The sequence below is a fragment of the Diaphorobacter sp. C33 genome, assembly GCF_030503915.1.
GTDB lineage: Bacteria > Pseudomonadota > Gammaproteobacteria > Burkholderiales > Burkholderiaceae_C > Diaphorobacter > Diaphorobacter nitroreducens.
In genome coordinates this window covers 2545001-2566432 of record NZ_CP129980.1, presented here as the reverse complement: position 1 = coordinate 2566432, position 21432 = coordinate 2545001, and the positions used below count along the sequence as shown (strand labels likewise).

26 protein-coding genes (1 of these 26 running past the window's edge) are annotated in these 21432 nt (G+C 67.5%); 22 read left to right on the top strand and 4 right to left on the bottom strand.

Translation table 11 applies throughout. From position 1 onward, the window contains the following. Nucleotides 1–25 precede the first annotated feature (25 nt). Nucleotides 26–466, top strand: coding sequence for a flagellar export chaperone FliS (gene fliS / locus QY917_RS12110; protein ID WP_088888278.1), 441 nt, complete (start codon nucleotides 26–28; stop codon nucleotides 464–466). Between the two features lie 3 nt (nucleotides 467–469). Beyond that, entirely contained in the window at nucleotides 470–769 is a 300-nt protein-coding gene (locus QY917_RS12105) for a flagellar protein FliT (protein ID WP_015914351.1), read from the top strand. Between the two features lie 181 nt (nucleotides 770–950). Here the strand turns inward: QY917_RS12105 and fliE are convergent, their stop codons facing one another. After that, on the bottom strand, nucleotides 951–1262 hold the full coding sequence (gene fliE / locus QY917_RS12100; RefSeq protein WP_015914350.1) for a flagellar hook-basal body complex protein FliE: 312 nt from the start codon (nucleotides 1260–1262) through the stop codon (nucleotides 951–953). 173 nt (nucleotides 1263–1435) lie between these two features. Between fliE and fliF the strand changes: the two genes are divergently transcribed. The 13 genes from fliF to fliR all read left to right on the top strand — a co-directional run bounded on the left by fliF (nucleotide 1436) and on the right by fliR (nucleotide 12515). After that, entirely contained in the window at nucleotides 1436–3130 is a 1695-nt protein-coding gene (gene fliF, locus QY917_RS12095) for a flagellar basal-body MS-ring/collar protein FliF (protein ID WP_011806894.1), read from the top strand. A 33-nt stretch (nucleotides 3131–3163) separates the two neighbouring features. Further along, nucleotides 3164–4159 carry a flagellar motor switch protein FliG gene (gene fliG, locus QY917_RS12090; protein WP_011806893.1) on the top strand — a complete coding sequence of 332 codons (996 nt, stop codon included), beginning with the start codon at nucleotides 3164–3166 and terminating at the stop codon, nucleotides 4157–4159. 9 nt (nucleotides 4160–4168) lie between these two features. Continuing rightward, nucleotides 4169–4903, top strand: coding sequence for a FliH/SctL family protein (locus QY917_RS12085; protein WP_123676767.1), 735 nt, complete (start codon nucleotides 4169–4171; stop codon nucleotides 4901–4903). Beyond that, complete coding sequence (fliI, locus tag QY917_RS12080) at nucleotides 4893–6296, top strand: flagellar protein export ATPase FliI (RefSeq protein ID WP_088888280.1); 1404 nt, start codon at nucleotides 4893–4895, stop codon at nucleotides 6294–6296. Before QY917_RS12085 ends, fliI begins: the two co-directional genes overlap by 11 nt. A gap of 27 nt (nucleotides 6297–6323) precedes the next feature. Further along, nucleotides 6324–6788: a flagellar export protein FliJ gene (fliJ, locus tag QY917_RS12075; RefSeq protein WP_011806890.1), complete on the top strand. Its 465-nt coding sequence runs from the start codon at nucleotides 6324–6326 to the stop codon at nucleotides 6786–6788. A 2-nt stretch (nucleotides 6789–6790) separates the two neighbouring features. Beyond that, complete coding sequence (locus tag QY917_RS12070) at nucleotides 6791–8101, top strand: flagellar hook-length control protein FliK (protein ID WP_123676766.1); 1311 nt, start codon at nucleotides 6791–6793, stop codon at nucleotides 8099–8101. A 208-nt stretch (nucleotides 8102–8309) separates the two neighbouring features. Then, nucleotides 8310–8882 (top strand): flagellar basal body-associated protein FliL, encoded by a 573-nt coding sequence (gene fliL / locus QY917_RS12065; RefSeq protein WP_088888282.1) that lies wholly within the window; start codon nucleotides 8310–8312, stop codon nucleotides 8880–8882. Between the two features lie 15 nt (nucleotides 8883–8897). Continuing rightward, nucleotides 8898–9902, top strand: a complete 1005-nt coding sequence (gene fliM / locus QY917_RS12060) for a flagellar motor switch protein FliM (RefSeq protein WP_011806887.1) — start codon at nucleotides 8898–8900, stop codon at nucleotides 9900–9902. Beyond that, nucleotides 9892–10341, top strand: coding sequence for a flagellar motor switch protein FliN (gene fliN / locus QY917_RS12055; protein WP_011806886.1), 450 nt, complete (start codon nucleotides 9892–9894; stop codon nucleotides 10339–10341). The genes fliM and fliN overlap by 11 nt, the downstream gene beginning before the upstream one ends. 7 nt (nucleotides 10342–10348) lie before the next feature. After that, the gene (locus tag QY917_RS12050) at nucleotides 10349–10711 is read left to right on the top strand and encodes a flagellar biosynthetic protein FliO (RefSeq protein WP_123676818.1); all 363 of its coding nucleotides are present in this window, start codon (nucleotides 10349–10351) and stop codon (nucleotides 10709–10711) included. Beyond that, on the top strand, nucleotides 10704–11459 hold the full coding sequence (gene fliP, locus QY917_RS12045; RefSeq protein WP_011806884.1) for a flagellar type III secretion system pore protein FliP: 756 nt from the start codon (nucleotides 10704–10706) through the stop codon (nucleotides 11457–11459). Before QY917_RS12050 ends, fliP begins: the two co-directional genes overlap by 8 nt. Nucleotides 11460–11469: 10 nt before the next feature. Continuing rightward, complete coding sequence (gene fliQ / locus QY917_RS12040; protein WP_015914340.1) at nucleotides 11470–11739, top strand: flagellar biosynthesis protein FliQ; 270 nt, start codon at nucleotides 11470–11472, stop codon at nucleotides 11737–11739. A 5-nt stretch (nucleotides 11740–11744) separates the two neighbouring features. Then, nucleotides 11745–12515, top strand: coding sequence for a flagellar biosynthetic protein FliR (fliR, locus tag QY917_RS12035; protein ID WP_011806882.1), 771 nt, complete (start codon nucleotides 11745–11747; stop codon nucleotides 12513–12515). A 98-nt stretch (nucleotides 12516–12613) separates the two neighbouring features. Here the strand turns inward: fliR and QY917_RS12030 are convergent, their stop codons facing one another. Both QY917_RS12030 and QY917_RS12025 read right to left on the bottom strand, forming a co-directional pair. Further along, nucleotides 12614–13243, bottom strand: coding sequence for a response regulator transcription factor (locus QY917_RS12030; RefSeq protein ID WP_011806881.1), 630 nt, complete (start codon nucleotides 13241–13243; stop codon nucleotides 12614–12616). Further along, nucleotides 13240–14361, bottom strand: a complete 1122-nt coding sequence (locus QY917_RS12025; RefSeq protein WP_123676765.1) for an ATP-binding protein — start codon at nucleotides 14359–14361, stop codon at nucleotides 13240–13242. Before QY917_RS12025 ends, QY917_RS12030 begins: the two co-directional genes overlap by 4 nt. 149 nt (nucleotides 14362–14510) lie before the next feature. Between QY917_RS12025 and QY917_RS12020 the strand changes: the two genes are divergently transcribed. From QY917_RS12020 to QY917_RS11990, 7 genes are all read left to right on the top strand, one after another. After that, on the top strand, nucleotides 14511–14957 hold the full coding sequence (locus QY917_RS12020; protein WP_015914337.1) for a hypothetical protein: 447 nt from the start codon (nucleotides 14511–14513) through the stop codon (nucleotides 14955–14957). Between the two features lie 68 nt (nucleotides 14958–15025). After that, nucleotides 15026–15388, top strand: coding sequence for a response regulator (locus tag QY917_RS12015; protein WP_011806878.1), 363 nt, complete (start codon nucleotides 15026–15028; stop codon nucleotides 15386–15388). Between the two features lie 51 nt (nucleotides 15389–15439). Further along, on the top strand, nucleotides 15440–17572 hold the full coding sequence (locus QY917_RS12010; RefSeq protein ID WP_047349183.1) for a chemotaxis protein CheA: 2133 nt from the start codon (nucleotides 15440–15442) through the stop codon (nucleotides 17570–17572). A 33-nt stretch (nucleotides 17573–17605) separates the two neighbouring features. Next, nucleotides 17606–18094, top strand: coding sequence for a chemotaxis protein CheW (locus tag QY917_RS12005; protein WP_011806876.1), 489 nt, complete (start codon nucleotides 17606–17608; stop codon nucleotides 18092–18094). A 48-nt stretch (nucleotides 18095–18142) separates the two neighbouring features. Further along, nucleotides 18143–19036 (top strand): CheR family methyltransferase, encoded by an 894-nt coding sequence (locus tag QY917_RS12000; protein WP_015914335.1) that lies wholly within the window; start codon nucleotides 18143–18145, stop codon nucleotides 19034–19036. A gap of 133 nt (nucleotides 19037–19169) precedes the next feature. Next, nucleotides 19170–19814, top strand: a complete 645-nt coding sequence (cheD, locus tag QY917_RS11995; RefSeq protein WP_252102582.1) for a chemoreceptor glutamine deamidase CheD — start codon at nucleotides 19170–19172, stop codon at nucleotides 19812–19814. Between the two features lie 37 nt (nucleotides 19815–19851). Beyond that, the gene (locus QY917_RS11990; RefSeq protein ID WP_088888286.1) at nucleotides 19852–20964 is read left to right on the top strand and encodes a chemotaxis response regulator protein-glutamate methylesterase; all 1113 of its coding nucleotides are present in this window, start codon (nucleotides 19852–19854) and stop codon (nucleotides 20962–20964) included. A gap of 9 nt (nucleotides 20965–20973) precedes the next feature. On the opposite strand, the gene QY917_RS11985 is transcribed toward QY917_RS11990, so the two are convergent. Continuing rightward, nucleotides 20974–21432 carry the final stretch of an ATP-binding cassette domain-containing protein gene (locus QY917_RS11985; protein ID WP_123676763.1) on the bottom strand. The gene runs 1428 nt beyond the window's last position, so only the last 459 of its 1887 coding nucleotides appear in the window; the start codon falls outside the window, past its right edge; it ends in the stop codon at nucleotides 20974–20976.

Sequence of the window (21432 nt, the reverse complement as noted above, 5' to 3'; positions counted from 1 at the left end):
AGCAGCCAGCTCAAGGATTACCGCCATGTTCAGTGCCCTCAACCCCCGCGCAGCGTCCGCCTACCAGCGGATCAATGTCGAAACCAGCATGCACACGATCGACCAGCACCAGTTGGTCAGCCTGCTGCTGGATGGCGTGCTGAGTGCCGTGGCCACCGCCCGTGGCGCGCTGGCGCGCAGCGACGTGCTGACCAAGTGCAACAGCATCTCCAAGGCCGTGCGCATCCTGGAAGAGGGCCTGATGACCGCGCTGGACCGCGAGTCGGGCGGCGAGGTGGCGGCGAACCTGGAGGCGGTGTACGACTACGCGCTGCGCCGGCTCATTGAGGCGAACGCCGGCAATGACGACGCAAAGCTGCAGGAGGTGGCCCGCCTGATCGAGCCGATCGCGCTGGCCTGGAAAGAGATGAAGAAGAGTACCGAGGCGGCCAACGACGTGGCGCAGCCCGCGCTGGCGGAGGCCTGAAGAATGCCCGACATGCTGATTGACTACTACAAGGCCATCGAGGACAGCAGCGCCAAGATGCTGGAGGCGGCCAAGCTCAAGGACTGGGACGGCGTGGTGCGCTACGAGGGCACCTGCGCGGTGCTCATCGAGCAGTTGCGCTACCAGTCGCAGCAGCAGGAACTGGCGCCTGAGCACCGCAAGGAGAAGGCCCGCATCATGCAGCGCATCCTGCGCAACGATGCCCAGATCCGCTGCCTGGCCGAGCCCTGGCTGGCGCAGTTCGAGCACCTGTTCGACGGGCAGCCGCAGATGATGCACTGACGTTGTGCTTTCCTTCCCTGGCTGCGGCGTGGTGGCGCCGGGCGGGGGCTCCAGGGGCAACGCAAAAAGCCGGCACCGCAAGGTGGCCGGCTTTTTTTATAAACGAAATGTGCCTCTAGCGCTTATCCAGTAAGCGCTAACAGCTATCAAATAATGAGTGAAAGTCGCGTCGACGCGCGCCTTACACCTGCATGTTCATGATGTCGGTGTAGGCCTGCACCATGCGGTTGCGCACATGCAGCGTGGCCTGGAAGCCGATCTGCGCCTTCTGCATGGCGACCATGGTTTCCTCGATGCTGACGTTGGGGTTTTCCAGTTGCACTTCGCGCTGCAGACCGCTGGCCTGGTCCTGCGCGGCGCTCACGGACTGCAGCGCGTTCTTGAACGCCGAGGAAAAGCCGGCCTCCTGCACGCCTTCCTGCGGCGCGGTGACGCGGCGCGCCACCTGGGTGCCGGTGAGGGGAAACTGGGTGCTGTTGATGCGCAGGTCCATGGTGGGATCGGGAAATGTCAGGAATGGCGCAATCGTAGGGCGCTGTGGGGCGCGCAGAGGCGGGAAATGATGGCCAAAGCCGCGCTTTATCGGCTGAACGGCGGACGGGGCGGATTCCATAATCGCCGCACGCCAGAGCCTCGCCTGGCGCCCGTCTTTTTGTGGAAAACCCGATGTCTGCAGTTGCCGAAGTTCCCGTCGCTCCGCCTCCCGTTGCCAGCCCCGGCTGGCCGCAGCGGCTGGCCTCGCTCGACCGTCCCGCACGCCTGCGCCTGGGGGTGGTGGCAGCGCTGCTGGTCGCGGCGCTGCTGGCCGCGTTCTTCTACAGCCGCCAGCCCGACTATCGGGTGCTGTTCTCCGGCCTGAACGACAAGGACGGCGGCGCCATCGTGGCGCAGCTGTCGCAGATGAATGTGCCTTACAAGTACACCGAAGGGGGCGGTGCCATCCTCGTGCCGGCCGAGCGCGTGCACGACGTGCGCCTGCGCTTGGCCACCCAGGGCCTGCCCAAGGGATCGGTGACCGGGTTCGAGCTGATGGAGACCAACCGCTTCGGTGTCACCCAGTTCCAGGAGCGTCTGAACTTCCAGCGCGGGCTGGAGGGGGAGCTCACGCGCTCGATCCAGGCGCTGGCCTCGGTGCAGAGCGCACGCGTGCACCTGGCGCTGCCACAGCAAAACGGTTTCTTCCGCGAGCAGCAAAAGCCCTCGGCCTCAGTGTTGCTCAGCCTGTACCCCGGGCGCTTCCTGGACCGCGCGCAGCTCGCAGGCATCGTGCACCTGGTGGCCTCCAGCGTGCCGGAACTCGCTCCCTCAGCCGTGAGCGTGCTGGACGATACCGGCAAGCTGCTGTCGCAGACGCCCGACATGGCCGGCGCCGGCGTGGACGCACAGCAACTGGCCTATGTGCAGCAGATCGAGCAGCAGTACGCGCGCCGCATCCTGGACCTGCTGGAGCCCGTCGTGGGCAAGAACAACGTGAAGGCGCAGGTGACCGCCGAAGTGGACTTCAACCAGACCGAGTCCACCGTCGAGCAGCACAAGCCCAACCTGGCGCCCGATGCCAGCGCGGTACGCAGCCAGCAGGTGGTGGAAAGCGGCGGCACGCCCGGCGCGCAGCCACCCACGGGCGTGCCTGGCGCGGTGACCAACCAGCCACCGCAGGCCTCCGCGGCTCCCATCAACGGCGCCAACCCCGCGCCCACGGCGGCCGGTGGCGCGCCGGGCAGCGGCGCTGCGGGCCAGGCCAAGCGCGAGTCCATCACCAACTATGAGGTGGACAAGACCACCCAGGTGACGCGCGGCGGCGCCGGCGCCATCAAGCGTGTGAACGCGGCCGTGGTGGTGAATTACCAGCCCGTGAGCGAAGGGCCGGGCAAACCCGCGGTGAACAAGGCGCTGACGCCTGAACAGCTGGAGCAGATGACGGCGCTGGTGCGCGAGACGATCGGCTTCAACAAGGAGCGCGGCGATTCCGTCAACCTCATGAATGCCCCCTTCCTGGTGGAGGAGGTCCCCCCGGGCGAACTGCCGCTGTGGAAGCAGCCCGAGACGATCGAGTTGGCCAAGACGCTGGGCTGGCCGCTGGGCATCTCGCTGGCCGCGGCCATCCTGCTGCTGGGGCTGCTGCGCCCGGCGCTCAAGGCCCGCGCCCGCGCCGTGCAGATGGCGGCGCAGCAGCCGGCGGGGGCGCAGTTGAGTGCCATCGCCTCCGAAGAATTGCAGCGCCCCGGCCTGCCGGCGCCTGCGCAACCCGAAGAGCTGCAGCCCACGGCGGAACAACTGCGCCTGGAAGAGGCGCGCCAACTGGCCCGCGACAACCCCGTCGCCGTGGCCAGCATCCTCAAAACCTGGGTCAATGGCGACTGACGCCGCCGGCCCGCACCGAATCACGAGACTGTCATGGACGAGCAAGGCCTGAACGACGCCGCCATCATGCTGATGTCCCTGGGCGAGGAAGAGGCCGCCGAGGTCTTCAAGCACCTGTCGCCCAAGGAAGTGCAGAAGCTGGGCGAGACCATCGCGCGCATGCGCACCGTCTCCCGCGAGAAGGTGGACGAGGTGCTCAACCGTTTCACCAGCGATGCGGCCGCGCAAAGCCTGCTGGTGTCCGACACCAGCAACTACGTGCGTGCCGTGCTCAAGCGCGCCCTGGGCGACGACAAGGCCGCGTTGCTGATCGACCGCATCCTGCAGGGCGGCGACGTGTCGGGCATCGAAAGCCTGAAGTGGATGGACCCGCTGTCGGTGGCCGAGCTGCTGCGCAACGAGCATCCGCAGATCGTCGCGGCCATCCTGGTGCACCTGGACGCGGAGCAGTCCTCGGCCATCCTGATGCACCTGACCGAGCGACAGCGCAGCGAAGTGATGCTGCGCATCGCCACGCTGGAGGGCATACAGCCCACGGCCTTGAAGGACCTGAACGAGGTGCTGTTCAAGGTGCTGGCCGGCGGCGACAAGGTGCGCAAGAGTTCGCTGGGCGGCATCAAGGCGGCGGCCGAGATCATCAACCTGCTGGGCTCGGGCATGGATGCGGCGGTGCTGGAGTCCATTCGCGGCTATGACATGGACCTGGCCCAGAAGATCATGGACAAGATGTTCGTGTTCGACGACATCGTCAAGCTCGACAACCGCGCCATCCAGACCGTGCTGCGCGAAGTGGCTTCCGAGACCCTGGTGGTTGCGCTCAAGGGGGCGCAGCCCGAGGTGCGCGACAAGATTCTGTCCAACATGTCCTCGCGCGCCGCAGAGGCGCTGCGCGAAGACCTGGAGTCGCGCGGCCCGATGCGCCTGTCCGAGGTGGAGGCGCAGCAAAAGGAAATCCTCAAGACGGTGCGGCGCCTGGCCGACGAGGGCCAGATCGCGCTGGCCAGCGGCGGCGACGACGCCTTTGTGTAGGACTGATCAATGACCCGGTCCCTGCGTTATTACACCCGCTTCATCCCGCGCGAAGAGGTGGGCGACGTCACCCGTTGGGAGTTCGGTGACGTGGAGTTTCCCCCGGGCAGCCAGCCGCTGGCGCCCGAGCCGCCGGTGCTGGAGCCCGATGCGGCGCCCGTGGAGCCTGGCATCGACGAGGCGCAGCACCAGGCCCTGGTGCAGCAGGCGCGCGAAGAGGGCTATGCCCAGGGCCTGGCCGAAGGCCAGGAGCAGACGCGGCTGCAGTGGCAACAGCGCATGGACGACTACGTGGCCGGCCAGGGGCGCGAAGGCGCCGAGCGGCTGGCCCGGCTCGCCCAGGCGCTGGAAGAAAGCTTCACCGGCATGCAGCAGGGCATGGCGCAGGAGGTATTGCAACTGGCCTGCGACATCGCGCGCCAGGTGGTGCGCCAGGAGGTCGCGGGCAATTCCCAGGCGGTGCTGCCCGTGGTGCGCGAGGCGCTGGGCATGCTGGTCAGCGAGGCGCGGCCCGCCACCGTGCGCCTGAACCCGGGCGACTGGGCCGCGCTGGAGCAGCCACTGCGCGAGGAGTTTCCCGCCGGCCGCATCCAGTGGCTGGCCGACACCGCCGTGGAGCCTGGCGACTGCCAGGTGGAGTCGGGCGGCATGGTGGTGGACGGGTCGCTGGACAAGCGCTGGCGCCGCGCCATTGCCGCGCTGGGTCTGACCGCGGCCTGGAAGGACGTGGACCATGGCGATTGAGCCGGCCCGCGCCTGGGATGATTTCATGGCACAGGCGCGCGCGCGCCTGGCACCGGAGCAGCCGCTGGAGACGCGCGGCACGCTCACCCGCCTGACCGGCCTGGTACTCGAAGCCACCGGCATCCGCGTGCCCGTGGGGTCGCAGTGCCAGGTGCAGATGAACGGCCAGGAGCCAGTGCTGGCCGAGGTGGTGGGGTTCGCGGGCGACACGGCCTACCTGATGCCCGCGGGGGACATCCATGGCCTGTCCAGCGGCGCCAGCGTGATGCCGGCTCCCGCCTACGTGCCGGCGTTGCAGTTGGGCGCGGCGCCGGTGGAGGAAGCCGGCGCGGGCGTGGGCGCACTGCTTCTGCCGATGGGTGACGGCCTGCTGGGCCGTGTGGTGGATTCGCAGGGCAACCCCCTGGACCATGCGGGACCGCTGGCGCAGGTGACGGCCCAGCCCATGGACCGCAGCCCCATCAATGCCATGGAGCGCGACCCGGTGCGCGAGCCGCTGGACACCGGCGTGCGCGCCATCAATGCCCTGCTCACCGTGGGCCGTGGCCAGCGGCTGGGCCTGTTCGCCGGCTCGGGCGTGGGCAAGAGCGTCCTGCTGGGCATGATGGCCCGCTACACCCAGGCCGACGTGATCGTGGTCGGCCTGATCGGTGAGCGCGGGCGCGAGGTCAAGGAATTCGTCGAAGACATCCTGGGCGTGCAGGACCGCGGCCGCGCCGTGGTGGTGGCCGCACCGGCCGATGCACCGCCGCTCCTGCGCATGCAGGGCGCGGCCTATGCCACGGCGATTGCCGAGCACTTCCGCGACAAGGGCCAGCATGTGCTGCTGCTCATGGACTCGCTCACGCGCTACGCCATGGCGCAGCGCGAGATCGCCCTGGCGATCGGTGAGCCCCCGGCCACCAAGGGCTACCCGCCCAGCTGCTTCGCCAAGCTGCCGGCGTTGGTGGAGCGCAGCGGCAACGGACTGAACGGCGTGGGCTCCATTACCGCCTTCTACACCGTGCTGTCCGAGGGCGACGACCAGCAGGACCCGATCGCCGACGCAGCCCGCGCGATCCTGGACGGGCACATCGTGCTGTCGCGCGCGCTGGCCGAAAGCGGGCACTACCCGGCCATCGACATCGAGCAATCTGCCTCGCGCGTGATGCACAACGTCGTGCCGCGCGCGCACTTCGAGTTGGCGCGCGGCTTCCGCGCGGTGTACTCGCGCTATCAGAAGAGCCGTGATTTGATCCAGGTCGGCGCATACATGAGCGGATCCGACCCGCAGCTGGACGAGGCGATCCGCCTGCAGCCGGGCATGACAGCCTTTTTGCAGCAGAGCATGTTCGAGGCCGCCCCCATGGACGACAGCATCGCCGCCATGGGCCAGGCGCTGGAAGGCGCGTGAGGCTAGGGCGATGGGAGGGCACGCCGCATGTCGTCGCTGAAGGCCTTCGAGGTGGCGGTGGAGCTGGCCGAACGCCGGCGCGACGCTGCGCGCCAGGCGCTCAAGAACGTGCAGGACGCGCGCCACGCCGCACAGGCCCAGCTGGAGCAGCTCACGGGCTACGCCGCGGAAACGCAGGGCCGCTGGGGCATGAAGGCCGACAGCGCCATGCAACCCGAGGTGATGTACCACCACTACCAATTCATGGGCCGGCTGGACCATGCCATCGGCCTGCAGACGGGCGTGGTGAGCGGGCAGGACGTGCGTGTGGACAAGGCCCGGCAGGCGCTGCTGGAGGCCGAACTGCGCCTGGCCAGCCTGCGCAAGGTGCTGGAGCGGCGGCGCGCCGAGGTGGCCTTACAGCAGCAGCGCCGTGAGCAGAAACAAACCGATGAGCGCGCCGCGTTGCGCGCCGGGCGGGGGGCACGCTTCCCGCAGGATCAGGAGTATTGACCATGGAACAGACCCGTATTTCCTCCTCGCCTTCTACGGCTGCGCACGAGGCGCGCGGCGCCCGGGGCGCCTCCGCCAAGGCTGGCAGCGCCGCTGACGACCAGGCGGCAGCGCAGGGCGACGGCTTTGCCCTGCTGCTGGCGGCTCTGGGCGGCGGCGAGGGCGCGGCCACAGTGCTGGACACGCTGGCGGTGGCTGGCGATGCACTGCAGGCGCCCGAGGCGCTGCCGGACGCGGGCGCGCTGGCGGCCTGGGCGGCGGGTCTTCAGCCGGGAGCCGCGCTCGCGCAGCGGACGGGGGAAGCGCTCGCTGCCGAGGCGGATGCCCTGGCCGGCCGCCTGGGCCTGGGCCTGGTGCGCGCGGGGCAGGATACGCTGGTGGGGCAGACCGCCCTGCTGGACGGCGCGGCGGAGCGGGCGGCTCTGCAGGGCGGGGCCTCCATGGCGGGGCCCGGCAGCGCCGCGGGCCGCGGCACAGCCTGGCGCGCGCAAGGCATGGCACTGCAGGCTGCGGCACAGGACGCCGCCGGCGCCGCAGGGGATGCCTTGCGCGCCGGTGTCCATGCGGCGCGCTCTGGCCTGCAGCAGGCAGCGGACACGGTGTCGCACCTTGCGGCGCAGGTGTCCCAGGCCGTGGATGCGACCGCGCAGCGGCGCGACGGCGTGCCGGTCGCTGGCACGCCGTTGCAGGCCCAGCCCGGCGAATGGATGGCTGCGCAGGCAGCCCCCGCGGGCATCTCGGGCGCCGCACCTGGCTCCGCAGCGGCGGGCGCGGGCGGGGCCGCCACCCCCGCGGGACTGCGGGGTGCGGACGCTGCCGCGGGCACTTCGGGCGCGGAACCTTTCAGGTCACTTGCCGAGGGGGCAGGGCTGGAGTCGGCCGACGCCACGCTGGCGGGCATGGCCGGGGCGGAGGACGCCCTGGCGGATCAGTTGGCCGAGCAGGTGGCCTACTGGGTGCACCAGAAAACCCAGAATGCCGAACTGACGCTGGACCAGGATGGCCGGCCCGTGGAGGTGAGGGTGGCGCTCACGGGCGACGAGGCGCATGTGACCTTCCGCAGCGACCAAGCCGATGCGCGCCAGTGGCTGGACGGCAGCACGGCCCAGCTGCGGGAGATGCTGCAGCGCGAGGGGCTGCAGCTCGCCGGCGTGACGGTGGACACGGCGGGTGGCGGTGCCGCCGACCGGCAGGGCCGACGGGACGAGGGCCGCCCGGGCGCGCGCCAGGCCGCCGTGCAGGCCGCCGCGCCTGCGGGGCAGGCAGGCGGCGGACGGGGCGTGGCCGAGCGCTCGGTGGATATCTTCGTCTGACGCACCGCCGGGGTGGCCCCTGTGCCGCCCCGGCGGCAGCGGTGCGCATCGGGGCGCATGCGGCTGAAAACCCGGGTTTTGGGCGCTTATTCTGGCTTTCGCGGGGCGCCGGGGCGTTCAATAATCGCCCATCACTGCGGGGAAGGGCCTTTCGGCCCGCCGCCCGCGGCCCACTTCCCCTGCCCTTGTTGCGCAAGAAAGCCCCAACGTGTCCGACAACACTGCTGCCCCGGCCAAAAGCAAGAAACTGATCATCATCCTGGCCGTTCTCGCCCTGGTGCTGGTGGCGGGCGGCGCCGCAGCCTGGATGATGCTGTCCCAGCGCCACGCGGCCGAGGACGAGGAGGGCGGCGGCCGGGCGGTCGCCCAGGCGGGCACGCCCAAGACACCTCCCACCTTCCTGCCCATGGACAACATGGTGGTCAACCTGGCCGACCCCGGTGGCGACCGCTTTGCCCAGGTGGGCATCACGCTGGAGCTGGCCGACGGCAAGACGGCGGACCAGGTGAAGGCCTACATGCCCACCATCCGCAGCGGCGTATTGCTGCTGCTGTCGCAGCGTACGACCGACGAGTTGCTGACGCGCGAGGGCAAGGAGAAGCTGGCGGTGGACATCCGCCGCGAGGTGTCGCGCCCGCTGGGCTACAGCGTGCCCAAGCCGCGCAAGCGCTCGGCCAGCCGCGATCCCTTGGACGAGGATGTCGAAGAAGAAGAACCCCGTCCCCGCGCCGACACCAATCCGGTGCGGCAGGTGCTGTTCTCCAGCTTCATCATCCAGTGAGGAAAGGTTGCAGCCATGAGTGAGTCCTTTCTGTCCCAGGAAGAAGTCGATGCCCTGCTGGAGGGCGTGACGGGCGAAAGCCAGAAGACCGTCAAGGAGGAGATCGAGGCCGGCGCCGTCCGCAACTACGACATCTCCAGCCAGGAGCGCATCGTGCGCGGCCGCATGCCGACGATGGAAATCGTCAACGAGCGGTTTGCGCGCAACTTCCGCATCGGCCTGTTCAATTTCATCCGCCGCAGCCCTGAGATCTCCGTGGGCACCGTGTCGGTGCAGCGCTACAGCGCCTTCCTGCGCGAGCTGGTGGTGCCGACCAACTTCAACATCGTCGCCATTCGTCCGCTGCGCGGCAGCGGCCTGGTCGTGTGCGAACCGTCGCTCGTGTTCGGCATCATCGACACGCTGTACGGCGGCGTGGGCAAGTTCCAGACCCGCATCGAGGGGCGTGACTTCTCGGCCACCGAACAGCGCGTGATCAACCGCCTGGTGGACGTGATCTGCGCAGAGTACAAGAAGGCCTGGCAAGGCATCTACCCCCTGGAGCTGGCCTACCAGCGCTCGGAGATGCAGCCGCAGTTCGCCAACATCGCCACGCCCAGCGAGATCGTGGTGTCCACCGCCTTCCAGCTGGAGATCGGCGACCTGGCCGGCGCGATCCACATCTGCATGCCGTATGCCACGCTGGAGCCCATCCGCGACGTGCTGTACTCGTCGGTGCAGGGTGACGCGATCGAGGTGGACCGGCGCTGGGTGCGCGTGCTCACGCGCGAGATCCAGGCCGCCGAGGTCACCCTGGTGGCCGAGTTGGCGCGCGCCGACGCCACGGTGGAGCAACTGCTGGCCATGAAGCCGGGCGACTTCATCGAACTGGAGCGCGAGCCGCGCATCCGCGCCTCCATCGAGGGGGTGCCCGTTTTCGAGTGCCAGTACGGCACGCACAACTCCAAGTACGCGATCCGCATCGAGGAATGCCTGCGCGGTGCCGAAGCGCACTGGATGGGAGAAAAGAATGTCAACTGAATCCGACCACAACGACAACTCTGGCGGGTCCGCTGCGGACGACCCGTTTGCCGGCTGGGCCGAGGCGCTGGAAGAACAAAAGCGCGTCGACGGGCAGACCATCGATGCCGAGCAGGGAGGCCCGTTGTCGGGCGAGCCCGCGCGCCCCTATGCCGCCGGCGGCGAGCCGCAGGTGCACGACATCAACATGGTGCTGGACATTCCGGTGCAGCTGTCGGTGGAACTGGGCCGCACCAAGGTGCCGATCAAATACATCCTGCAGCTGGCCCAGGGGTCGGTGGTCGAACTGGACGCGCTGGCCGGCGAGCCCATGGACGTGCTGGTCAACGGCTACCTCATCGCCCAGGGCGAAGTGGTGGTGGTGAACGACAAGTTCGGTATCCGCCTGACCGACGTGGTCACGCCTTCGGAGCGGCTGCGCCGCGTCAGCCGTGGATAGCGTGGGTATGACGCAGACGCTGCTGCTGGTGGTGCTGTTCGTCGGCGCGCTGGCGGCCCTGCCGTGGCTGATTCGCCGGCTGCAGCAGCGCCATGCGGGCTTGCAGGCCCATGCGGGCGGTGCCTCGCGCGTGCTCTCGGCGGTGGCCGTGGGGCCGCAGCAGCGCGTGGTGACCGTGGAGGTCGGCCCGCCGCAGCAGCGCACGCTGCTGGTGCTGGGCGTGACCGCGCAGCAGATCAACTGCCTGCATGTACTGCCGGCGGCTGCAGCGCCGGGGTCGGCGCCAGCGCCTTCGTTTGCCGCCGAGATGGCGGCTGCGCGCGCGCAGACCGTACAACCGGCGCATGCGGGCGGAGACGGCCATGCATAAGGCCGTGCGCGGCATCGCGGCCGGTGCGGCTGGCCTGCTACTGGCGGGCGCCGCCTGGGCGCAGCAGCAGCCCGCGGGTGCGCTGCCGCTGGTGATCGGCTCGGGGCCGGGCGGCACGAGCTACTCGGTGCCCATCCAGACGCTGCTGTTCTTCACGGCGCTGTCGTTCCTGCCGGCCGTGCTGCTCATGATGACGGGCTTCACGCGCATCGTGATCGTGCTGTCGCTGCTGCGCCAGGCCATCGGCACGCAGTCGGCACCGCCCAACCAGGTCATCATCGGCCTGTCGCTGTTCCTCACGCTGTTCGTCATGGGGCCCACGCTGGACAAGGTGTACCAGGAGGCCTACGTGCCCTACACCACCAACGCCATCACCTTCGAGCAGGCCATCCAGAAGGCCGAGGCGCCCATGCGCGGCTTCATGCTCAAGCAGACACGCCAGTCTGACTTCGCGCTGTTCGCACGCCTGGCCAAGCTGGACGAGGGCGTGACGGCCGAGACTGCGCCGCTGCGCGTGCTGGTGCCGGCCTTCGTGACCAGCGAGCTGAAGTCGGCCTTCCAGATCGGCTTCATGATCTTCATTCCGTTCCTGATCATCGACATGGTGGTCTCCAGCGTGCTCATGTCGCTGGGCATGATGATGCTGTCGCCGGTGCTGGTGGCGCTGCCGTTCAAGCTCATGCTGTTCGTGCTGGCCGATGGCTGGAACCTGCTCATCGGCTCGCTGGCCGCGAGCTTCGCGACGTGAAGGATTCCGCATGACCTCCCAGTTCGTGCTCACCATGGGCCGTGACGCCCTCACCCTGCTGCTGATGATCTCCATGCCGGTGCTGGGCGTGGTGATGGCCGTGGGCCTACTGGTGAGCATCTTCCAGGCCGTGACGCAGATCCACGAGGCCACGCTGGCCTTCGTGCCCAAGCTGATCGCGGCCGTGGTGGTGTTCGCGATCGCCGGGCCGTGGATGCTGACCACGCTGGTGGACTTCCTGCGCCGCACGATCGAGGCCATTCCGTCCGTCGTCGGGTAGGCATCTTGATCACGTTCACCGAGGCGCAGATCATGGCCTGGCTGTCGCCGGTGCTGTGGCCGTTCCTGCGCGTGCTGGCGCTGTTCACGTCGGCGCCGGTGTTCTCGATGCGCGTGATCCCGGTGCGCACGCGCATCGGGCTGGCCTTTTTGGTGGCGGTGTGCGCGCAGGCTGTGCTGCCCGAGCAGCCGGTCATCAGCCTGAACAGCCGCGAGGCCGCGGGCGCGGTGGTGCAGCAGGTGGGGATTGGCCTGGCGATGGGCTTCGCTGTGCGTCTGGTGTTCGCGGCCGTGGAGCTGGCCGGCGAAATCATCGGCCTGCAGATGGGCCTGAACTTCGCTTCCTTCTTCGACCCCGCGAGCAATGCGCAGGTGAGCGCGGTGGCGCGCTTCTTCGGCAACATCTCCATGCTGCTGTTCGTGGTGATCAACGGCCACCTGATGGTGTTGATGGCCGTGGTCAAGAGTTTCGACAGCTTCCCCGTGGGCGGCAACTTTCTGCAGGCCATCGGGCAGATGCGGCTGCACGAGCTGGGTGCGTCGCTGTTCTCCAGCGCTTTGTGGATCGCGCTGCCCATGATTGCGCTGCTGCTGTTCGTGAACCTGACCCTGGGCATCATCTCGCGCGTGGCGCCGCAGATGAACATCTATGCCGTGGGCTTCCCGGTCACGCTCACCGTGGGCATGCTGGGCATCACGGCCACGCTGCCGATGCTGGAGCAGCCCATGCTGGCGCTGCTGCAGCAGTCCATCGACCTGTTCGCCGCGCCGCGTTAGCCGGTCAAAAAAGAGAGCTGCCAGGGCTTTCCACAAGCCATTTTCAATATCAAAACATATTGAAATGCTTGTGCATCAAGCGGTAGCAGCTATTGTTTTCATACCAACCGATTGCGGATCGCGTACACCGTCAGCTCCGCGTTGTTGGCCAGCTTGAGCTTTTCCAGCACCCGCGCGCGGTACACGCTCACGGTCTTGGGGCTGAGCATCAGCTCCTCGGCGATGTCCGACAGGCGCTTGCCCGAGGCGATCTTCACCAGCGTCTGCAGCTCGCGCTCCGACAGCGATTCATGCGGCAGCTCGGGCGTGGGCTGCGCCAGGCTGTCGGCCAGCAACTGCGCCACCTCGGGCGTGAGGTACTTGCGCCCCTGCACGATGGTCTGCACCGCGGCGATGAGCTGCACCGGGTCGCCCGCCTTGTTGGCGTAGCCGTGCGCCCCGGCCTTCAGGCAGCGCAGCGCGTACTGGTCCTCGGGATACATCGAGACGATCAGCACCTTGATGTCCGGGTGCGTCTCCTTCACGCTGGCCATCACCTCCAGGCCGCTGCGCCCGGGCAGGTTCAGGTCCAGCAGCAGCACGTCGCAGGCGGCCGTGCGCAGCACCTCGCGCAACTCGGGATAGCTGCCGGCCTCGCCGGTCACGTGGATATCGGGCGACTCGGTCAGCGTGTCGCGTATGCCGCGCCGCAGCACGGCATGGTCATCGCATAGCACCACCTGGATCACTGCACATCTCCTGCTTTGCCTGCGGGCGATGTTAGCGGCACGGTCATGATCACCGACGTGCCATGCCCCGGCCGGCTGCTGATGTCCATCCAGCCGCCCGCGCGCCGCGCGCGCTCCTGCAGGCCCTGCAGGCCGAAGGAGCGGGGCTTCTTGCGCATCTCGGGCGCCATGCCGCGGCCGTCGTCGGTCACCTCCAGCGTCAGCACGTCCTCGTGGTCCGACAGATCGATGCGCACGTGGCCGGCCTGCGCGTGCTTTTGCACGTTGGTCAGCGCCTCTTGCGCGGTGCGGTAGGCCACCAGTTGCAGCGCGGGCGGCACGTCCAGCGCCTCGCGGCTGGCGGTGACGCGCACGGGGATGCGCGTGCGGCGCTCGAAGGTCTCGGCCAGCCAGCGCACGGCGGCCACGAGGCCCTGGTCCAGCACGGGCGGTCGCAGGTTCATCATGAGGCGCTGGGCCGCGTCGATGGCGTGCTGCAGCATCTCGGTGGCGGTGCCAGCGTGTTCGCGCAGGCCGTCCTCACCGGCGTGGCGGCCGATCCAGGCCAGGTCGAATTTCACCGCGGCCAGTGCGCCACCGATGTCGTCATGGATCTCGCGCGCGATGGCGGCGCGTTCTTCCTCGATGGAGGTCTGCAGGTGCTCGGCCAGGTCGGCCAGCTGCTGCCGGGACTCGGCCAACTCGGCCGCAGCCTCCTCGCGCGCGCGGCGGGCCTGCGCGACCTCCATCGCACGCGCCAGCACATGCGGCAGGCGCGCCATGTCGTCCTTGAGCAGGTAGTCGGCAAAGCCCAGCCGCATGGCGTCCACTGCGGCGGCCTCGCCGATCGCGCCGGACAGCAGCACGAAGGGCGGGTGCCCCGGGCATTGGTCCACGATGCGCCAGGCATCCAGCGCCGTGAAGCCGGGCAGGCGGTAGTCCGCCAGGATCACGTCGAACGATTCCCGCTCCAGCCACCCGGTGAAGGCCTCCAGGGAATCCACCTGGTGGATCTCATGGGACAGCCCGGCGCGCCGCAGCGTCAGCCGCACCAGCGCGTGGTCGGCGGTTGAGTCCTCGAGATGCAGCACTCGCACGGGTCTTTTCGGGGCCTCAAGATCGGTGGGAGTGGGTATCATAGGATACATATTGGAACAAATTGGGCCCGAAACGGTCATTTCAGCCTGTGGCGCGGTACAACGGATGCCGTAATGCTGCAGTACAGGCGACAGGAATGGGCCCCGGACGATGGTGCCGCCGGCTGTGCGCCAGCAGCTATGGAGAAACGATGCAATCTACGCTAAATACGCCAGATGGGCCTGCCGTGCAGGTGCCCGTCATGGTGGCGGCCGAGTTGCAGGATTCCCTGCTGATGGCCATGCACGACCTGCACCGGCTGGAAGGGCTGCTCAACCACGCCACCGAGAACCTGCTCGCGCGTTTCGGCGAGGCCAACGCCTCGCTGACGGATGAGCTCATCGGCGCGTCGGCAGAGTTGGCCGATTTGCGCACCGCCTTGCGCAGTGCAGTGACGGAGTTGCAGTTTCACGACATGGCGACCCAACTCATCATCCACACTACCAAGGTGTTGCAGGGATGCGCCTTTCGCCTGGCGGCCGAGACCATGGGACAAGAAGAGGGGGAGGACGCCGCGCCGCTGGAGGGCGTGGTGCCCGATCGGCCCAACCCTGTCACGCAAAGCGAGATGGAGGCCGGCTCGATCGAGCTGTTCTGATCCAGGCGCGGTTCCCGTATCTCCCAACCCATTAACCTTATTCAAATCAAAAGTCGTTGGAGCTTTACATGCAGTCCATTCTTGCGGTCGATGATTCTCCGTCCATGCGGAAAATGGTTTCCTTCACGCTCACCGGAGCGGGGTACCACGTGGTGGAAGCGGTGGATGGCCAGGACGCGCTGGAAAAGGCCGAGACCCACGACATCCATCTGGTGCTGGCCGACCAGAACATGCCGCGCCTGGACGGCATCGGCCTCACGCGCAAGCTGCGCGAGCATCCGCGCTTCAAGAGCATTCCCATCCTCATCCTCACGACGGAATCCAGCGACCAGATGAAGCAGGCCGGCCGCAGCGCGGGCGCCACCGGCTGGCTGGTCAAGCCGTTCGACCCCACGCGCCTCATCGAAGTGATCCAAAAGGTCATCCGCTGATCGCGCCGGCCACACCAACACCTACGACGTAGCACACAGGAACTCGGGACCATGGCGGATACCTACCAAGAGGGCGCAGGCGCGGACTTTGACCTCAGCCAGTTCTATCAGATCTTCTTCGAAGAGGCCGGCGAGAACCTGGACCAGATGGAGCAGATGCTGCTGGACCTGGACGTGGATGCCGCCAACGACGAAGAGCTGAACGGCATCTTCCGCTGCGCGCATTCCATCAAGGGCGGCTCGGCCACCTTCGGTTTTTCGGATGTGGCGGAACTCACACACCAAATGGAATCGCTGCTGGACCGGCTGCGCCGCCACGAACTCCAGCTGATCCCGCAGATGGTGGACGTGCTGCTGGAGTCGGCGGACGCCTCGCGCAGCCTGCTGGCACGCCATCAGGCGGGCGGGCAGGGTGAGGCGGTTTCCACGCATGACCTCGTGCGCCGCATCAGCGAACTGGCGGCCGGCGCCGTGCCAGCGGCAGCGCCCGCCGCAGCGGTGCCCGCTCCAGCGCCTGTGGTTGCTGCGGCACCTGCGCCAACGCCCGCGGTTGCGCCGGTGGTGCCCGCTGCGGCGGTCCCCGGCGGCGCTCGCTCGCTGGAGATCCACATCGGTCCACTGGCCCAGGTGACATTGGCCGATGCGATCAAGGACCTGTTCCGCGACATCCCGGGCTTGGGCAGCATCAACGATCTGCCGGAAGACCGCCCCGGCATGCGCCGGTTCGCGGTGCAGACCACGTCCACGGACGAGGATCTGCTGGACCTGTTCGCATTCCATGTGGCGAAAGAGCAGGTGGCCATCCACGACGCGGCGACCTCCGCGGCGCCTGCCGCGCAAGAGGCCCACGAGCCGCTGGAGCCATCCGCTGCGGCCCTGGCCGAGCCGTACGGCTTCTTTGCCGGCGCGCCGGGCGTGCCTGTCGAGGCCGCTCCTGCCGCCGCACCGGCCAGTGCTGCTGAGCGGCCTGCCGCGCGTGCCGCCTCCGCCGAGGCCAAGGGCGGCGCGCAGGCCTCCATGGAATCGTCCACCATCCGCGTGGCGGTGAGCAAGGTGGATCAGCTCATCAACCTGGTGGGCGAACTGGTCATCACCCAGGCCATGCTGGCGCAGAACAGCCGTGGCCTGGACGCCGGCGTCTACCAGCAACTGCTGGCAGGCCTGGCCGACCTGGATCGCAACACGCGCGACCTGCAGGAATCCGTGATGTCGATCCGCATGATTCCCATGTCGATCGTGTTCAACCGATTCCCGCGCATGCTGCGTGACTTGGCGGGCAAGCTGGGCAAGAAGGTGGATTTCGTCACCCACGGCGAGGCGACCGAACTGGACAAGAGCCTGGTCGAGAAGATCACCGACCCGCTGACCCACCTGGTGCGCAACAGCTGCGACCACGGCATCGAGATGCCCGCCGACCGCCTGGCTGCGGGCAAGCCAGAACACGGAACCATCACGCTGTCGGCATCGCACCAGGGGGGCTCCATCGTGATCGAGGTGCGCGACGACGGCAAGGGCATGTCGCGCGAGAAGATCCTCAAGAAGGCGCGCGAGCGTGGGCTGGATGTTTCCGACGCCATGCCCGACAGCGAGGTCTGGAACCTGATCTTCGCGCCCGGTTTCTCCACGGCGGATGTGGTGACCGATGTCTCGGGCCGCGGCGTGGGCATGGACGTGGTCAAGCGCAACATCACCGCGCTGGGTGGTTCGGTGGAGATTGATTCCGCTGAAGGCTACGGCATGCGTGTGTCCGTGCGCTTGCCGCTGACGCTGGCCATCATGGACGGCATGTCGGTGGGCGTGAGCGACGAGGTGTACATCCTGCCGCTGTCGTCGGTGGTGGAGTCGTTCCAGGTCAACGGTGGCGAAGTGAACACCGTGGCCCAGGGCTCCCAACTGGTGAAGGTGCGCGACGAATACATGCCCGTGGTGGCGCTGGAGAAGATCTTCCAGGTGCCGCGCCCCGACGCGAATTCCACCAGCAGCATCATGGTGGTGGTGGAGGCCGATGGCAGCCGCGTGGCGGTGCTGGTCGACGAACTGCTGGGGCAGCACCAGGTGGTGGTGAAGAACCTGGAGACCAACTACCGCAAGGTGCCCAACGTGTCGGGCGCCACCATTCTGGGGGATGGCACCGTGGCCTTGATTCTGGACACGGCTGCCCTGGTGCGCCGTGCGCGCCACTGAATTGCGAAACGCTGAACGACGAGGAGTGAGGGCATGAGTCTGGTGGACAAGGGCGCAGAGACCACGGCTGCGGGCGCGAGGGAATACCTGACGTTCCGCCTGGGCCAGGAGGAATACGGCATCGACATCCTCAAGGTGCAGGAAATCCGCGGCTATGAAAACCCCACGCGCATCGCCCATGCGCCGGCTTTCATCAAAGGTGTGACCAACCTGCGAGGCACCATCGTGCCGATCGTGGACATGCGGCTGCGCTTCAACTGTGCGCAGGCCGAGTACAACAGCTTCACGGTCGTCATCATCCTGAACCTGCGCGAGCGGGTGGTGGGCATCGTGGTGGATTCCGTGAGCGACGTGATGGAGCTGACGCCCGAACAGGTTCGCACGGCCCCGGACATCGAGAGCTCCATCGACGCGCAGTGCATCCGCGGGCTTGGCTCGGTGGGCGACCGCATGCTCATCTTGCTGGACATCGAAAAACTCATGGCCGGCATGGACATGGGCCTTGCCATGGCCGGGGACTGATGCGGCGAGCCGCAGCCTTCCCGCTATACACACGTTGACGAGCGCGCCATGAGCCTGACCGCCAGCCCCACCGCCGCGCCACGGCGCCCGGCCCGCCCCGCTGCGGGGGCTGCTGCTCCCGTGGCCGAGAGTGGCGAAGGGCGCGAGTTCGCCTGGACCCATCAGGACTTCGCGCGGGTGCAGTCCCTGATCTACCAGCGCGCCGGCATCAGCCTGCATGATGGCAAGCACGCCATGGTGTACAGCCGCCTGTCGCGCCGCTTGCGCGATACCGGGTACGACAGCTTTCATGAGTACCTGAGCTGGCTGGAAGGCCACGACGGGCCGGAGTGGCAGGAGTTCGTGAACGCCCTGACCACCAACCTCACGGCGTTCTTTCGCGAGCAACACCATTTCGAGATCCTGGCGTCGCTGCTGCGCATGCGCTCTGCCGGGCCATGGAACATCTGGTGCAATGCGGCATCGACCGGCGAAGAACCTTACTCGATCGCGATGACGGTCCTGGAAACCCTGGGCAACAACGCGTCTTTCAAGCTGATGGCCAGCGACATCGATTCGCGGGTGCTGGCCACGGCCGCCCGCGGGGTCTATCGCCTCGACGGTCTGAAGGGCTTGAGCCAAGAGCGCCTGCAGCGCTTCTTTCTGCGCGGCAAGGGCGGCAACGCCGGGCTGGCGCGTGTGCGCCCCGAGTTGCGCAAACCCATCGAGTTCCTGAGCGTGAACCTGATCCGCGACGACTGGCCGTTCCGCGAGCCCTTCGACGTAGTCTTTTGCCGCAACGTGATGATTTATTTTGACGGCCCCACCCAGCGACGGGTGCTGGAGCGCATCCACCGTGTGCTCAAGCCCGGCGGCATGCTGTTCGTGGGGCATGCCGAGAACTTCAGCGATTCGCGCGACCTTTTTGCCTTGCGAGGCAAGACGGTGTACGAACGCATCTGATGCGGGCATTTTTGACCTACCGCGAGGCGCTGGCGAATCCATGAGCATCACACCCGGAGCTGATCCACGGCCCTCTGCCTTGCCGGGCGGGGGGCTGGAGCGCCGGCGCACGCCCCGCATCACGCCTCTGCCTATGAATGCCCCGGCAGGCACCGCGCCTGCCATGACGCTGCAGGAGCTCAAGGCCTGTCCGCGCAGGCCGGGTGAGGCATCGTTTTTCTTTTTCGATCACCATTTCCAGCACAACGCGGTGAAGGTCTTGCCAGGCGAGTTTTTTGTCTCGCACGACAGCCTGGCCATCATGACGGTGCTGGGATCGTGCATTGCCGCCTGTCTGTGGGACAGCCGCATGCGCGTGGGAGGCATGAACCACTTCATGCTGCCCGAGGGGGACAGCGCCGATGCGTCGGGCCGGTATGGTTCCTACGCCATGGAACTGCTCATTAATGAGATGATGAAGCTGGGCGCTCGCCGCGAGACGCTGCAGGCCAAGATCTTCGGCGGTGCCCAGGTGATGCACAACTTCACCACGCTCAACGTGGGCGAGCGCAACACCCGCTTTGTGCAAGACTATCTGGCCACGGAGCGCATTCCGGTGGTGTCGGAGGACGTGCTCGACATCTATCCGCGCAAAGTGGTGTTCTTTCCGGTGACGGGCAAGGTGATGGTCAAGCGCCTGGCGCATGCCCATCCCGAAACGCTGGAGCAGGAAGTGGTGCGGGGCAACGCGGCTACCGTGGCGCGCGCCACCAGCGGAGGCTCCGTGGATCTGTTCTGATCGGCGGCACTAACAATACAGCAAGGATTTGAAAGGCATGAGCGGCAAGATCAGGGTGATCGTGGTGGACGATTCGGCATTGGTGCGCAGCCTGCTGTCGGAGATCATCAACCGCCAGAGCGACATGGAGTGCATCGGCACGGCCAACGACCCGCTGATCGCGCGCGAGATGATCCGCGAGAAAAATCCCGACGTGATCACGCTCGATGTGGAGATGCCGCGCATGGACGGCATCGACTTCCTGGGGCGCTTGATGCGCCTGCGGCCGATGCCCGTGGTGATGATCTCGACCCTGACCGAGCGCGGCGCCGAAGTGACCATGCGGGCGCTCGAACTGGGGGCCGTGGATTTCGTCGCCAAGCCGCGCGTGGGGCTGTCCAGCGGACTGAACGAATTGGCGGCTCAGATCGTGGACAAGATCCGCGTTGCGGCCGTGGCCCATGTGCGGCGCGCCCCCGCGCGCAGCGCCGCCGCCATTGTCCACCCCGATGCAGGTGCCGCTACCGCGCCGGCTCCCGCTCCCGCGGCGTCGGCGCTGCTGGGGCGCGTCTCTACCGAAAAGGTGATCTGCATTGGCGCGTCGACCGGCGGCACCGAGGCCATCCGCGAGGTCCTGATCCATATGCCGGCGGACTCTCCGGCCATCGTGATCACCCAGCACATGCCGCCAGGGTTCACCACCAGTTTTGCAGCGAGGCTCAACAGCCTGTGCCAGATCACGGTCAAAGAGGCGGTGAACGGCGAGCGGATTCTGCCCGGCCATGCCTATATTGCGCCGGGGGGGCGGCAGTTCTACCTGGCACGCAGCGGCGCCAACTATGTAGCGGTGGTGGATGACAGCCCGCCGGTCAACCGGCACAAGCCTTCGGTGGAGGTGCTGTTCAAGTCGGCAGCCGCCGTGGTGGGGCGCAATGCCTACGGCATCATGCTCACCGGCATGGGCGGCGATGGCGCTGCTGCCATGCGTGAGATGCGCGACGCAGGCAGCTACAACTACGTGCAGGACGAAGCCAGTTGCATCGTCTTCGGTATGCCGCGCGAGGCCATCGCCCATGGGGCGGCCGACGAGGTGCTGCCGCTGTCGCAGATTGCACAGGCGCTGATTGCGCGCCTGCGCGGTTCCACCGACCGGTTGCACCACCGAATCTGACCGGCCCCGTCAGGACGAGAGCGCGGACCAGCGCTCCAGCGCCTGCATCAACAGATCTTCGATCTCTCCGTCACGCGTATGCAGCGCCGTCGCCCGCGCGCCGTCCCGGCTGTACAGGCTGCCGTCCGCCAATTCTTCGCGGATCGCCTTTTGCTCGGCCTCCAGTGCGTCGATCTGGGCAGGTAGCTGCTCCAGTTCACGCTGCTCCTTGTAGCTAAGCTTCTTTTTTTGTAGCTGCTCGCGCTTATCTGACGGGCGTTTTGGCTCATTCTTGCTCGTATTTTTCTCAGGAACCGCCGGTCCGCCCGCGAGTGAACGGCTGCGGTTCGACTGGGCCAGCCAGTCCTGCACGCCGCCCTCGTACTCACGCCACAGGCCATTACCCTCGAACGCAAGGGTGCTGGTGACCACGTTGTCCAAGAAGGTGCGGTCGTGGCTCACTACGAACACCGTGCCATCGTAATCCTG